General features: G+C 38.1%; 13 protein-coding genes. 8 read left to right on the top strand and 5 right to left on the bottom strand.

Annotated features, from left to right (window positions below; translation table 11 throughout):
- Positions 1-79 precede the first annotated feature (79 nt).
- Entirely contained in the window at positions 80-2,845 is a 2,766-nt protein-coding gene (locus E0H87_RS11920) for a M16 family metallopeptidase (protein WP_131323802.1), read from the top strand.
- Positions 2,846-2,985: 140 nt separating this feature from the next.
- Complete coding sequence (locus E0H87_RS11915) at positions 2,986-3,318, top strand: hypothetical protein (RefSeq protein ID WP_227547358.1); 333 nt, start codon at positions 2,986-2,988, stop codon at positions 3,316-3,318.
- Between the two features lie 53 nt (positions 3,319-3,371).
- On the opposite strand, the gene E0H87_RS11910 is transcribed toward E0H87_RS11915, so the two are convergent.
- The gene (locus E0H87_RS11910; protein ID WP_116762576.1) at positions 3,372-3,761 is read right to left on the bottom strand and encodes a DUF3144 domain-containing protein; all 390 of its coding nucleotides are present in this window, start codon (positions 3,759-3,761) and stop codon (positions 3,372-3,374) included.
- A gap of 110 nt (positions 3,762-3,871) precedes the next feature.
- Between E0H87_RS11910 and E0H87_RS11905 the strand changes: the two genes are divergently transcribed.
- Positions 3,872-4,504 (top strand): hypothetical protein, encoded by a 633-nt coding sequence (locus E0H87_RS11905; RefSeq protein WP_131323801.1) that lies wholly within the window; start codon positions 3,872-3,874, stop codon positions 4,502-4,504.
- A 7-nt stretch (positions 4,505-4,511) separates the two neighbouring features.
- Here the strand turns inward: E0H87_RS11905 and E0H87_RS11900 are convergent, their stop codons facing one another.
- Together E0H87_RS11900 and E0H87_RS11895 are read right to left on the bottom strand one after the other, a co-directional pair.
- Positions 4,512-5,972: a CHAD domain-containing protein gene (locus E0H87_RS11900; protein WP_131323800.1), complete on the bottom strand. Its 1,461-nt coding sequence runs from the start codon at positions 5,970-5,972 to the stop codon at positions 4,512-4,514.
- Between the two features lie 184 nt (positions 5,973-6,156).
- Positions 6,157-7,620, bottom strand: coding sequence for an inorganic triphosphatase (locus E0H87_RS11895; RefSeq protein ID WP_131323799.1), 1,464 nt, complete (start codon positions 7,618-7,620; stop codon positions 6,157-6,159).
- 382 nt (positions 7,621-8,002) lie between these two features.
- On the opposite strand from E0H87_RS11895, the gene E0H87_RS11890 reads away from it, so the two are divergent.
- Positions 8,003-8,386, top strand: coding sequence for a DUF962 domain-containing protein (locus E0H87_RS11890; RefSeq protein WP_131323798.1), 384 nt, complete (start codon positions 8,003-8,005; stop codon positions 8,384-8,386).
- Between the two features lie 511 nt (positions 8,387-8,897).
- On the opposite strand, the gene gloB is transcribed toward E0H87_RS11890, so the two are convergent.
- The gene (gene gloB / locus E0H87_RS11885) at positions 8,898-9,629 is read right to left on the bottom strand and encodes a hydroxyacylglutathione hydrolase (RefSeq protein WP_131323797.1); all 732 of its coding nucleotides are present in this window, start codon (positions 9,627-9,629) and stop codon (positions 8,898-8,900) included.
- Between the two features lie 142 nt (positions 9,630-9,771).
- Positions 9,772-11,202 (bottom strand): pyridoxal phosphate-dependent aminotransferase, encoded by a 1,431-nt coding sequence (locus E0H87_RS11880; RefSeq protein ID WP_131323796.1) that lies wholly within the window; start codon positions 11,200-11,202, stop codon positions 9,772-9,774.
- Between the two features lie 229 nt (positions 11,203-11,431).
- On the opposite strand from E0H87_RS11880, the gene msrB reads away from it, so the two are divergent.
- The 4 genes from msrB to E0H87_RS11860 are packed head-to-tail and all read left to right on the top strand — an operon-like array spanning position 11,432 to position 13,877.
- Positions 11,432-11,851, top strand: coding sequence for a peptide-methionine (R)-S-oxide reductase MsrB (gene msrB, locus E0H87_RS11875; RefSeq protein ID WP_116762589.1), 420 nt, complete (start codon positions 11,432-11,434; stop codon positions 11,849-11,851).
- A complete protein-coding gene (locus E0H87_RS11870; protein ID WP_131323795.1) occupies positions 11,848-12,330 on the top strand; it encodes a glutathione peroxidase in 483 nt (160 codons plus the stop codon). Before msrB ends, E0H87_RS11870 begins: the two co-directional genes overlap by 4 nt.
- A gap of 20 nt (positions 12,331-12,350) precedes the next feature.
- A complete protein-coding gene (locus E0H87_RS11865) occupies positions 12,351-13,220 on the top strand; it encodes an AraC family transcriptional regulator (protein ID WP_205677754.1) in 870 nt (289 codons plus the stop codon).
- A gap of 42 nt (positions 13,221-13,262) precedes the next feature.
- Positions 13,263-13,877 (top strand): LysE family translocator, encoded by a 615-nt coding sequence (locus tag E0H87_RS11860; RefSeq protein WP_131323794.1) that lies wholly within the window; start codon positions 13,263-13,265, stop codon positions 13,875-13,877.
- The last annotated feature ends 236 nt before the right edge of the window (positions 13,878-14,113 follow it).

Raw genomic sequence — 14,113 nt, 5'->3', positions numbered from 1 at the left:
TCACTATAAATCCCTATTTCTATTCCGTAAGATAGTCAGCTTATAAAATATTTATATGACTGAATATATTGGAATTAACATGTTAATGCGGTTGAAAAAACTTACTTTCTCTCTGTTTTTTGTTGGTTTAAGTTCGGCTGCTTGGGCACAGCCTGTTTTGGTCAAATCAGATCATCAAATTGAAGAATATAAATTAGATAACGGTTTTCGGGTCATTTTGGCGCCGAATGATAAAGAAAATAAAGTCTATATGAGCACCATTTATCTAACAGGATCCTTGAATGATCCGCAAGGTAAAGGGGGATTAGCACATTTATTGGAACATCTTGCATTTAAAGGGACGCAAAATGTTAAAGGTGAAGAATTCCAGCGCAGATTGGATCAATACACCTTAATGACCAATGCCAGTACCGACTATTATTCGACTCGCTATATAAACGTTGTCCGTCCAGAACAAACAGCTTTAAACGAAATTCTGCATTTAGAAGCGGAGCGGATGGATAAATTGGTACTGCAAGAGAAGTTTGTCCCTTCTGAAATTGCCATTGTGAAACGTGAGCGTGAAGTTCGTTTAGATCAACCTTTTGCCGTGTTGATGGATCAGATGTGGAAATCGGCTTATGGAAACCAGTATTTAGGACGTTTACCCATTGGTGATTTAAAAGAATTGCAGTCCATCAAAATGAATGAACTGAATCAGTTCTATCGCACGTGGTATGCACCGAATAATGCAGTAATGGTCATTGCTGGGAAATTTGATCAGTCACAAGTCCTTAAACAGATTGATCAACAGTTTAGTGCAATTCCAGCACGCCAGATTCCTGCTCAGGTTCAAGTGCCACAGCTTGATGCAAGTAAAATTAAACAACGTGAATTTAAAGTCGCGAAGGGCAGTGATTTAGCCAAGTTCAATATTTACTTAAATGGTAAAAATGAGCAGATTAAACCCGCTTTAGCTTTATCTCCATTGTTGTATACCATGCAGCCGAGCGGGCATTTGTATCAAAGTATGGTGGAAACGGGCACCAGTACCATGGTGCAGGCAACCACATGGTTAGATCGTGATTTTAATTTGGTGTTTATGGGCGCAATGTATGCACCGAATCATAATGCCGAGCAAGTCGATCAGGCGCTCGATCAAGGGGTAGAAAAAACGCAAGATTTTAATGAAACTGAATTAAAGCGTGTGAAAAGTCTCATTCAAAATCAGGCGGACAGCATTCAAAGTAATTCAGCCGCATTGGGCTCACGTCTGGCGGATTATTTTGTGGCGAGTCAGGGACGTTGGGATCAATACTATGTCGATCTCAATAATATTCAGAACCTTAGTCTGAATGAAGTGAATCAGACCTTAAAACAATTCTTGGTCAAAGAACACCGTATTTCTGGGGATATTGAGCCTACGCCAGAAGATCAGAAAAAAGCCATGCAACAGCAGCAGGCAAAAGCCCCAAGTAAAACTATTGCTCAGCAGATTCAAGCACCAGAGCCGCTCAAAGATGTGAGTGTGTATAAGCAGGAAGTGACACAATACGTTGCAAGCTCACAACAATATTTGGAAAAGAACGAGAAGAATATTCAACGGGGCGAATTTAAAAATGGGATGAAATATGCACTTTATCCTGTTGCCACTCGAGACAATAAAACCTATGCCACCATTAATGTTGAGTTTGGTACAGCACAAGCGTTAATGAACAAAAGTGAAATTATTGATTTCACATCCTATTTGCTGCTCCGTGCTTCAGATAAATACAGTTTGCAAGACATTGCCGATAAATCGATTGATGCAGGTGGATCTGCAACAGCATCGTCTAATGGCAACGGTATGACCATTCAGATTGTGGCGAAAAAAGAAAAATTTGAAGACTTCTTTAATTATATTGTAGAAGTCATGAAGAACCCGAAGTTTGAACAGTCACAGTTTGATTTAATTAAATCGCAAACATTATCGAGCTTAAACCGCCCCTATACAGAACCTGAAACCGTTGCTGCGCTGACGATTGCACGTTTAATTGAAATTTATCCGCAAGGAGATTTGCGTTATCACTTCGAACCTGAATATGCCAAGAAGCAATTCCAAGCCTCGACCAATGAGCAGGTGAAGCAACTGTATCAACAATACTTTGCCATGAATCATGCACAAATTGCCATTACAGGGGAGTTTGATGACAAGAAAATGTTGCGTACAGTAAAAAAACAGTTTGGCAATTGGAAAGGGGATCAAGCTTATGCGCAACTCACATCTGAATATACGCCGTATAAAGCGCAGAAGAAGCATGTGTTATCGGAACAACGTGAATTTGGTAGTTATCAAAGTTTACTTACTTTCCCATTAGGTGAGGATCATCCTGATGCAGCAGCCATGTTGGTCTTTAGTTATATTCTTGGAGATTCGCAGCTCTCTTCACGTTTAGCTCAGGAATTGCGCGAGAAGAATGCTTTGGTATATGGCTTTGGCAGTGAAATTCAGTTAGATGATTGGGTGAACTCAGGTGCGCTGAGTATTAGTGCCAATTACACCGCGGGTAAAGCTGAGCAAGTGTCTCAATCAGTGCATAAAGTTCTACAAGAATTGCTAGATCATGGTGTTACAGAACAAGAGCTAGAGGCAGCAAAAGCCGATATTCTAAAAAACCGCGTAACGGCTTTGGAAGATGAGCGTAATATTCATCAACTGCTGACTTCGCAATTAGAACGAAACCGCGATTTATTGTTCCGTAAAAAACGTGATCAAGCGATTGCAAACTTGACCAAAGCAGATGTAGACCAAGCCATCAAAAAATACATTCATCTTGATCAATTGGTTGAAGTGATGGCAGACCAATATGGGCAGGCTAAGCCTTAATTTTTCTGAGTTATCAGAATCTTGAATGTTTTAATAAAAAGTCACAATCTTGTGGCTTTTTATTTTAAAACTTGAAGTTAAATTAAACAGATGATAAAAATAAACAAAATTTTATATTACTTCTTAATAACGAAAATATCATGTTGATTGAGTCTATCTATATGAAGAAAATTCTAAAAATTTCTGGTTATCTTCTTTTTATATTTGCAATCGGTACTTCTTACGCTACAGCAGCGACTGAAACACGTACCATCCGTACTGAAAATGGGCAATTGGTATCGCTTGGCGATAGCTATATTCAGTTGGTGCAAAATATGCAGCAATCGCCAATCTCGGTGCGGAATTACGAGTGGAAAGAAGGAAGGAAGCAGCTTACTGCATCAGACTATGTGTATTTGGTGGGAAATACCTATTACACCGTCACCATTGTCGATAACGTAATAAAAAAGATCGTTTGGGATCGTAAAGTTTAAGCAATAAAAAAGCCCTGAGTCTAAGCTGAGGGCTTTTTTATTACACCATCGAATTAATGGTCATGATCATGCTTATTGGCATGGAACTCTTCATTATGACGGAAACGTAAATAGTTCTCGAACTGTTCACAGTATTCGTCATAGTTGTCTTCTAACATCATTTGGAATTGTTGCATGACATAAGACATCACTTGTTCTTTGGCATCACGCATTTCATTGCCATCTTTGAAGTTATTCGCTGCAACCCAAGTATTGAAACGTGCCGTTGCAAACAGCATAGAAGCGCTGACTTGACCACGAATTTCATTGGGTTTGACTTGTTGTCCTTTGGCTGGGCGACAAAATTCATTGGCATGTTTAATAAATTCATCTGCACGTTCAAAAAAAGCAGCATTCAAAGCTTCTTCTTCGGTGACATCAGTAGCGTCAATCTTTTGAACCATGACTGTTCCTAGCTAAAATTTCATTCTGCATTATAGGCAAAGCCTTGCAGAAACAAAACCTTTGACTTAATCTAAAAATAGCCTAAGCATTATTAAAATTGGAACGTGTTATGTCAGATGCTATTGCAATTCAAAATCTTAAACATGATATTGCACTTTTGCGCCAACAAATTTGGCCACCTCAATCTTTGGCAAATGTCGAAGGATTACCCATTTATTATGGTTCGGCAGAGGATGTCGCACACTATTATCAACAATGGCAAGACTTAATTGAGCGGGCGCAACTGTTGAGCCAACCTTTTTTAAGTGATGAGGTCGTGGATGCTATTCACTTACCCAGTCATCTTAATTTACCTTTGTTTTATTTCCATGTAGACCGAATTCGGATTAATAAAACGCGAGCGAAAGAATCAAAGACTTTTAGGGGAATCGCCAGTCTATTAGATAAATGCGGTGAATATTCCGCAGAGCAGGTTGCTGCTATGCAAGCTTGGCTAAATAGCGATGAACAGGCAGCATTGGTGGCACACCGAGAATTCATTGATCTAAGAACCTATGTATTTCAGCATGGGCAAAGTGAATATACACGGACCCGATTTTATGTAAATGGCATTATATTAAGCACGGAAGAGCACTTTAAATTGGTCGATGCACGGGATAAGCCACGTAAGCAACGTAGTGATAGTTATAGTGATCCGCTTGCAGACAATGAGGTCTGGAAAGTCTTTGGAAAATACCGTTAAGTTGGTGTTAAGACCAGAACGGTTTGATTTTTTTAAATGCTTTCAACTGTTTATCAATGTGTTTGAGTTGTTGTTTTTCCTGCTGTTTAAGCCAGTGTATGGCACAGGTGATCTCTTCATTTTCGGGCAGTTCATGGAAGAATTGCTCGGCAACCAAGAGGTCATTATATTGTCCTAAAATCTCTTGAATGGGTTTAATGGCTTGTAAATAGTGCTTAACGGCTTTATTACGGTACAGACTACGCACAAATTCAATGTTGTAACGTAAGTGTTTAAAGCGTTTGCGCAGTTGGTGTTTTTCTTCATCTTCTAGTTGCGAAAAATGTCCAATGTCATCTGCAATGCGCTGATGGGTTCTATTTAAGTTTTTTTCTGCATATTTTAGAAATGGTCTTTTCTTTTTATTTTTAAGATTCGGTTCAGATGTCATGTAGTCCATAAGTTCCAGTATCAATTGATTGGTTTCTACGGATTGGAAAATCCACATGACTTGATTATGAAAGTTCTCTGCTGTAGGAAGGTCTAAATGTGTACAACCTGCCTGTTGCAGTTGTGGGAGTAAAGTTTCACGAATGGCATCGGTATCTCGTGCATGACCTAAAGATTGAAAAATAACACGGAGCTGAGCTGCCCAGTGTGGAGAGACATTATCTACTAAGTTGGTATAACTTTTTAAAGCACTACGCATACGCCGTATTGAGACACGTGCTTGATGTACATGTTCGCTATTATATGACCCACTCGCGAGGGCAGTGGCATTGGGCAAGAAATGCTTAAAGGTGTTATTTAAGATGGTCTGTACGGCATGATTAGCGGTCATCTCCTGATCTAAAAGAATCGGTTCGGCATACTCGGGTAATAACACATCATGGTGTTGTAGATGCAAATCTCCTCGTTGCGATTTGCTGCGCGTATCCAGCCAAAGCTGATATTTATTCATCCATGGTTCTATACAGCGAATTAAGTCATGAATTGAACCTTGGATGAGTTCAAATTCAATTTCAAATATTCTTAATTTTTCATTTTGAAAAACCAAATGGCCGATGTCGAGGCAAACTTCAATTTCAGATTGATTAAACAACAGTATTTTGGAGATTCGTTCGACATCGGTCGAAAATTTAATTTGAAAATTTTGAGCAGCATCAGGAGTGGTGAATAAACTCGGAAGTTCATCAAAGTGGTCCTGATACAGGTTTAAATTGAGTTTAGGCTGCTTTTTTTTACCCAAGTCAGATTCAAACTCAAAACGTTCAATGTGTCGCTCGGTTTTGTATTTTAAGGTTTGAATCCAGTGACCTTGCTCCAAACGTAACCGCAGTGCAATTGACTGTTGAGCCAATTGAAAATCTGGAGTGTCGTAATAATGCGCGATTAGGCGTTGCTTATGTACATTGGATGCACAAAAATCTTGGTAAATCATGTCTTGAAAAGCGACTGGAATTTGAAATTTAAGTTCAATTTCTGACATGTTCTAGCCCTCGCACAGGAGTTTTTAAATTATTTTAATGAAGCTCATTTTTATATCTTGGCTAAAGTAGTTGAAGATGTCTAGTACAAAATGTAGAAGAGGTTATTTCGGCTTTCAAAAAGCTAAAATGAATATATCCACAAAATTACTCGTGGATATATCTCTGAATTTAAAATGGGTAAATTTAAAATTTAAGAAATTTACGACTCACCATAAATTGTTCAGTCGCATCTAAAAGTGCTTGAGCATACACTTCTTGTTTGGCCGTTAACCAACCTAAAACAAACCAGTCACTTGCCTCTAATTCGGTTTGCTGAATATAGGCAGCAGATGAACTGAGCGTTAAGTATTCTTCGGCGGCTTGATGCGCTTCATTTAATGCCTTGCTATATTTTTGCAGGTTTTTTACATCATAAATTGAGGTGAGTATAGGGAAGCTAAATTTGAGTTCACGAATACGTTGCGAAAGTTGCTCAAGGCTTTCAAATTTTGTGACTTCAGTTTCTAAAAGCTGCTCGTGGATCTGTTTATATTGCTGTTGTAAGGTGTTTTGTGCATAAGCTTTTAAGTCCAGCTCTTGCGTAGCCGTGCTGCTTTGCAAGCTAAACATTAAAAGCTCTAAAAAGTGATGGACATTGAGTGTTGAGCGCACCAAATTATTCAGCTTTTCTTGTGCGTATAAAATATCTTGGGTTAGGCTAGCTACAGTTGTTGGGTTTTGAAGTAATGCGCCCAAAGTACTTTGCATGTGCTCAAGCTGCTGTAAATTTTCAAAATGATGTTTAAAAGCCGCCAACTGATAAGCCCATTTATCTGAAACGTCCTTGCTCCACGTTTTAAATAAGGCAGAAGTTAAATAGAGATGATCCAAAGCCAAATACGCTTGTTCAAGATGCTCTTTTTCTGCAACACCAGCAGAGATAGCTGCAATATTTGGAAGTAAGTGCTGTAATTGTTGCGCGATAAGCGAGCGGACATTGCTGTCGGCACTGTCTTTTTTGACTAATTGAAATGTTTTGCTTTGTTGAGCAGGGCTAACGGGTTGCTGAATCGAGAGTAGATGTCCCATTTCAGCTTTACTACGCACATCTAACCAAAGTTGATATTTTTTAACCCATTCAAAACTAAAGGCAAGTAAAGACTGAATAGAGCCTTGTTTCAGCTCAAACTCAACTTCATGCACTTCTCTTTCTTCTGTTTCAGTGGTTAAGCGGCCAATATCGAGGCTGACTTCAATTTCTGCATCTTCGAAGTGAATCACCCGATAGGTACGCTGAATATCAGATTCAAATTGTAATTTTAATGAATCAAGCTGATCACCCAAAGCGTTTTTCAAAATGGCTTGTGCTTCAGGTTCATGTTCATAAATCGTTAAATCTAAAGCAGGGGCATGTTCAGAAACACCGAAATCATGATTGTGCTCGAAACGGTGCAAATGGCTTTTTCCAGCCGTTTTTAAGGTTTGAACCCAGTGCTCACCCTCAAGGCGCAACCGTAGGGCAGCGCCATGTTGTGAAAGTCGTTTATCTGGCGTGTCGAAGTATTTGGCTTGCAGATGAATCAGGTTTGATTTTTTTGGGTCTAAGGCTTTTAGTAGCGTTGTTCTTTTTGCTGTAGGAATTTGAAATTTTAATTCAACTTCAATCATAAATTTGCCTTAGATTATGGTTCAAAAAAAGGGGAAGGTCTTGTTCAGTTTTTGCTAAAACTGATGCGACTCTTTAATATTAAATTCTAGCTGAAAAATTCTATGCTGTACGCGCTTATGAGTGAAATTATCGGCAGTTAATTCATTCTAAGTGTGGAGCGCTGAGAAATGGCATCCAATCAATCTATAAATAGTTTCTATAGGAGTCTGAGACTTGATCTGAGGTTTCAGATTGATTCTGAACTAGCAATATTCAAATTATTTTTGCCCATTTTTAAGCTTGAGCCGGAGCAAAAAAGTAATTGACCAATTTAAAGTAAAGCACAATGATATTGGTGCGAAATCAAAAACCATAATTCAAAGCAATCAGGATGATTTAAAGATGAACGCAACTATTCACGTAAATGGAGATTTGGAGCAGGTTCAAGCGCCACAATTGCCGATTCGAAATTATAATGAATTTTATCGTTTTTATTTAACCGAGCACCGTAATATTACTAGCCGACGTCTACATGTTTTAGGCAGTACTATTGGCGCGTATTGGATAGCGAAAGCAATTCGTCATCGTAAACCTAAATATGTCCTGTATGGTTTGGTGCCAGGTTATGCATGTGCATGGGTTGGGCATTTTCTATATGAAAAGAATAAGCCAGCATCTTTTAAACAACCATTTTATAGCTTTATTTCTGATTGGCGTATGTTGTCTGATATTGCACGAGGTAACTTAAGTTTAAAATGCCGTTCATTAGATAAAATTCCAAGTTGATTTTTGCTTAAGTTAAAGTACATTTGTCCAATAATATTTGATTATAAATTTAATTTAAGTCTATGTTATACATGGTCTTTAATTGCTCAATAAAGTGTAATCTTCAAATATATTGATGAAAATGGCTAGGATGTTCAATCCTTCTGATGTAGTATAAGTTTCAGAATTTTAGATGGTCTTGTGTTTACTCAAGATACAGCAAGTTTCCAATGCCTAGAGTGACCTTTCTCTGGGCTTTTTTTATTTGGGATGTAAATTAAATAAATACCTATAATTAAAAAAATTGGGATTATACATTGAAAGACTCTCTAATTTTTTGCCCACATTGCCCGTGTGGTTAATGCAAAAAATTAGAGAGTCATGTTTATTTTCAGTTGTTATTATAATTATTGAAAATAAACGAAATCTTTCAGTTTTATCGTTGTATTTTATTGCTTTTGTGTCTTTATTAAACCGTGATTTTGCTACTTGCTCTATCCCCAGAACTAGGGATTTTTGTTAAACCTAAAAATTAAAAGTTATCTTTTAATTCACGTAATTTTTGAAACTCTTCGACACTCTGTGCTCTTAAAAAAGGATTGGTTTCGAGTTCAAGTGCAATATTACTAGGGAGGGTCGGTTGACCTACCATCCGCAATGCCTCAACTTGTTCAAAGCGTTGCTGAATTTCTAGATTATGGGGTTCTACATGTAGCGCAAATTTGGCGTTGGAGAGGGTATATTCATGAGTGCAATATACCTGAGTCTGAGGAGGTAATGCCGCCAAACGATTCAAAGAATGATACATCTGTTCAAAAGTTCCTTCAAATACCCGACCACAGCCCATTGCAAATAAAGTGTCCCCACAAAAAACCAGATCAAGCGCATCACTAAAATAGACAATATGGCCTAAGGTGTGTCCAGGAACGGCAATCACATCTATGCGGATGTCATGAAAATTAAAATGGTCACCATCCGCGAGTGGGTGGGTAATAAACGGAATTTTGCTCAGTTCATCGCGAGGGCCATAAATAGGGATATTGCGATTGACCAATAAACCATGAACGCCACCGATATGGTCTTTATGCCAATGCGTAAGCCAAATTTGCTTCAGGTGTAATTGGTGTTCTTGACAATAATCTTCAACCAATTGTGCTTCGGTTGGGTCTACGGCAATCACTTCCTGAGTTTCGGTGTGTTCAAGTAACCAGATATAGTTTTGTAATTGATTTTTTACATCAATGATATGGACTTGATAAGTCATGTCATTCGCTCTTTATCACTTGGCATCAAGTTTAGCATTGAATGCGTTAGGCTCACTATTCCAACGTTGTAATTAATAAATCATGGGTTTGGATAAAGGTAAAAAAGCCGCATCAAAATGCGGCTTTTTTAAACTCTTAGAATTAACGCAACTTTGCTAAGAAACGCCCAACTCGGGTAATGGCTTCACGCAGTTCATTTTCAGCAGGCAAGAATACGACGCGGAAATGGTCGGGTGTTGGCCAGTTAAAACCAGTGCCTTGAACCAATAAAACTTTCTCTGCACGTAGTAAATCAAGCATGAGTTTCTCATCATCTTGAATTGGGTACACATTTGGATCAAGTTTAGGGAAGCAATACATTGCACCTTCAGGTTTGACACACGACACACCTGGAATCTCATTCAGCATTTGCCATGCGATATTACGTTGTTCGTATAAACGACCACCCGGACGGATTAAATCATTAATCGACTGGTAGCCACCTAACGCAGTTTGAATCGCGTATTGTGCTTGATGGTTGGCACACAGACGCATAGACGCAAGCATGTCTAACCCTTCGATGTAATCCATTGCGCGTGATTTATCACCCGTAATGGCCATCCAACCTGAACGATAGCCTGCAATACGGTAAGCTTTAGATAATCCGTTGAATGAGATACACAGTTGATCGCCTGCTAATGCAGCCACGGAAACATGTTCGATACCGTCATAGATAATTTTGTCGTAGATTTCATCAGCAAATAAAATCAGGTCGTATTTCTTCGCTAAAGCGACAATTTGCTCTAAGACATGACGTGGATATACCGCACCCGTTGGATTGTTTGGGTTAATAATCACGATACCACGGGTATTTGATGTGATTTTACTTTCCATATCCGCGATGTCTGGGTACCAGAAATTTTCTTCATCACATTTATAGTGAATTGCAGTACCACCCGATAAGTTCACTGCTGCCGTCCACAGCGGATAATCTGGCATCGGCACCAGCATTTCATCGCCATCATCCAATAAACCTTGCATCGCCATCACAATGAGTTCAGACACACCATTGCCGATATACACATCATTGACGTGCATATCGAAGATGCCTTTTTGCTGGTAATACTGGCAAATGGCTTTACGTGCAGGGAAAATTCCTTTTGAGTCGGTATAACCTACTGCATTTGGCAAGTTTAATGCGACATCATTAATAATTTCTTGTGGGGCTTCAAAGCCAAAGGGAGCAGGGTTGCCAATATTCAGTTTAATAATTTTATGACCAGCTTCTTCCATCTCGATGGCCGCTCGTAACACTGGTCCACGGATGTCGTAGCATACATGCTCGAGCTTAGACGATTTTTTTATTTCGCGTGGAGTTTGGGTAGTGTTCGGCATTTTGATGTTCTCGGAAAGAGTGGAGGTCACTTTTGCATAACGATATAAATAACTTTTAAATGTTTCAGTTGTTACCAAATCGAGATCATGTTCATCTCTGAGTAAAGCAACAATTTTTTCATGCGTAAATCCCGCCTGTTGATATTCTTTAATCACAGGCAGTAGATGTTTAAAAATAACGCTTTTTTTCTGCGACATTTTTTAATCCTGAGTAAGCATGAACACAAGAATAGCACCAATTTTGCTCACAAAAAAGCATTGGATTAATAAAAATGCTTACTAGATTTTGAGTATTTGCTTACTTTTTGCTTTTATTGAAATTATAAGTCTTTTGTAAATTGTTAAGTAAAGACTAGAAATTTTAAGATGAATCACGTAAATATAAGATTATCTTATTTTAAACAGCAAGATAGAAAGGGAAATAATCATGGGAAAACTCAGTAAAACAGACCGAGAATGGCAAAGAGAGTTATCACCAGAAGAATTTCGTATAACTCGACAAAAGGGAACAGAGCCTGCTTTTACGGGGAAATATTGGAATACCAAGCAAGAAGGAACTTACGTGTGTCGTTGCTGTGGTACACCGTTGTTTTCGTCTACGACGAAATTTGACAGTGGTTGTGGCTGGCCAAGTTTTTTTAAGCCAATTGTTGGAGGAGCAATTGATGAATTACAAGATAGTTCACATGGTATGGAAAGAACTGAAATAGTTTGTCATCATTGTGACGCTCATTTAGGGCATGTTTTTGAGGATGGTCCGCAGCCGACAGGATTACGTTATTGCGTAAATTCGGCTTCATTAGAACTACAATCACAAGAAAAAAATGACGAGGAAACCTATCCATGACCAACATTTATCAGTTTGAAGCTGAGTTGTTAGATGGAAAAAATAAAGCTTTTACCGATTACGAAGGTAAAGTTTTATTAATTGTAAATACAGCAAGTAAATGTGGTTTCACGCCGCAATTTGCTGGTTTAGAAAAATTATATGAGAAATATAAGCCACAGGGGTTAGAAGTACTTGGCTTTCCGTGTAATCAATTTGGAGGACAAGATCCGGGTTCAAACGACCAAATTGGGGCTTTTTGCCAGAAAAATTATGGGGTGACTTTTCCAATGTTTGCCAAGGTTGATGTAAAAGGACCTGAAGCCCATGCTATTTTTCGTTATTTAACCAATAACAGTAAAGGTCTTTTAGGCAGTGGTATTAAATGGAATTTTACTAAATTCTTAATTGGCAAAGATGGAATGGTTTTAAACCGTTTTGCTCCAACAACAAAACCTGAAGCCTTAGAAGAAGAAATTGAAAAGGCGCTGCAAAAATAATTGTAATGTTGAAAGAATGAATGAAGCAGCGCAGTTCTTCTAAAATTCAGGTCGAATTTTGGAGTGACCCGAATATGCCTTATGTGGAAACACGTAGGGCATGTGACAGTCGCGCTTGTTATAAGGCACATAGCCACCCGAGCTTCTCTATTGGTGCAGTAGACGGTGGTAAAAGTATATTTAATAGCCATTTTGTGGGAACACAGCCCATAGAATCTGGAACTCTAGTTCTTATCCCTGCGCATGTTGAGCATTCCTGTAACCCTGAACCTAATCAGGCGTGGAGTTATCAAATGATGCATTTGGATATGCAGTGGCTAAAGCATTTGCTAGAAGAAATTGTACAAGATTTTCGCTGTGATGCGATTCCACAATATCAGTCCAAACTCTACAAATCTGAGCAACTTTATCGAAATTTTTCTCATTTAAATAGAAACTTATTTGATCACTCAATATCTTATTCGCAAAAAGAACAATTACTGATTCAAACTTTGACAGCGTTGTTATTTCCGAATTTGCACTTAGACTCGTTGGTAATAAATCGCTATGCACAGCAGGAGTTTCAACAGCTCCTGCGGGAAATAGGTACAAGTGAAGCATTATTCTCCTTGCAAGATTTATCTGAGCAAAGTGGCTTAAGCCGTTATGCGATTATTCGTTTATTTAAGACGAATTTGGGCTTAACCCCCCATGCCTATCAACTGAATTTAAAAATTAACCAGGCGAGAAAGCTCTTAAAGCAGGGGAAGGATATTGCTGAGATGAGTTATCAATTGGGTTTTAGTGATCAAAGTCATTTCCAACGTGTGTTTAAGCAGTTAACAGGCACTACGCCGAAGTTTTATCAAAAGCAGCACCACCGCGCAATTTTATACAAGAATTCAATTTAAGTAACTTTTAGGCTTATCTCAGTTTTCGAGCCGAGCTTAGTCATGGAGTTATTCTTTTTTATTGCGGTTACGCATTTTATTGCTTTACTTTCTCCAGGACCTGATTTTTTTCTTATATTAATTCATTCTATGAAATATAGTTCAAAATTAGCACGGTATACCGTATTTGGAATTGTGATTGGAAATGCACTGATTTTACTGTTGATCTTTGTATTGTTATGGGGCTTAGGTCAAATTCATCCTATTTTATTACAACTCTTAAGCTATTTTGGGATCGCTTATTTGCTTTATTTGGCGTTGCAATGTTTTCGTTATCGTGATGATGAAAACAAGCATGTTACAGATCATGATGAATCCCGAACAAAAACATCAGGTGCTTTATGTTTTGTTCAAGGTTTGCAATCTAGTTTGCTGAACCCGAAAAATGTGATGTTTTATAGTAGCCTTATTTTATTGGTCTACAGCCAATTTAGCGTTAAACAGCTATTTTTGATCTGTCTTTGGATGGTGAGTATTGTGCTATTTTGGAATTTGTTTCTGCTTAAATTATTCAATTTTAGTGGTTGGAGTTTGTTTTTAAAAAGGAATACGAAGACATTATATTGGCTCACGGGCTGCTGTTTTTTGGGGTTTGCCTTTGTTTTGGCAATGCTTTAAGCGATGAATCTACAGATCTATTTTATGTTACGATGAATTTAACTAAGAGTTTGTTTATTGCTATTTTGATACTGAAACAACTGTAGATGTATATGTAACTTATAAATGGTGCGTTATCCAAAAAAATAGATAATTTCAAATCAAGGGCATTTTTAGATGCCCTTGATGCTTTATAAGAGTCTTTTTATGAAATCGTCTGCCTAAATTCTTTAATGAATTGCCAAAAATGCTTCCTA

The organism is Acinetobacter sp. ANC 4178 (assembly GCF_004331175.1).
Taxonomy (GTDB): domain Bacteria; phylum Pseudomonadota; class Gammaproteobacteria; order Pseudomonadales; family Moraxellaceae; genus Acinetobacter.
This window is presented reverse-complemented; position numbering and strand designations above follow the sequence as displayed.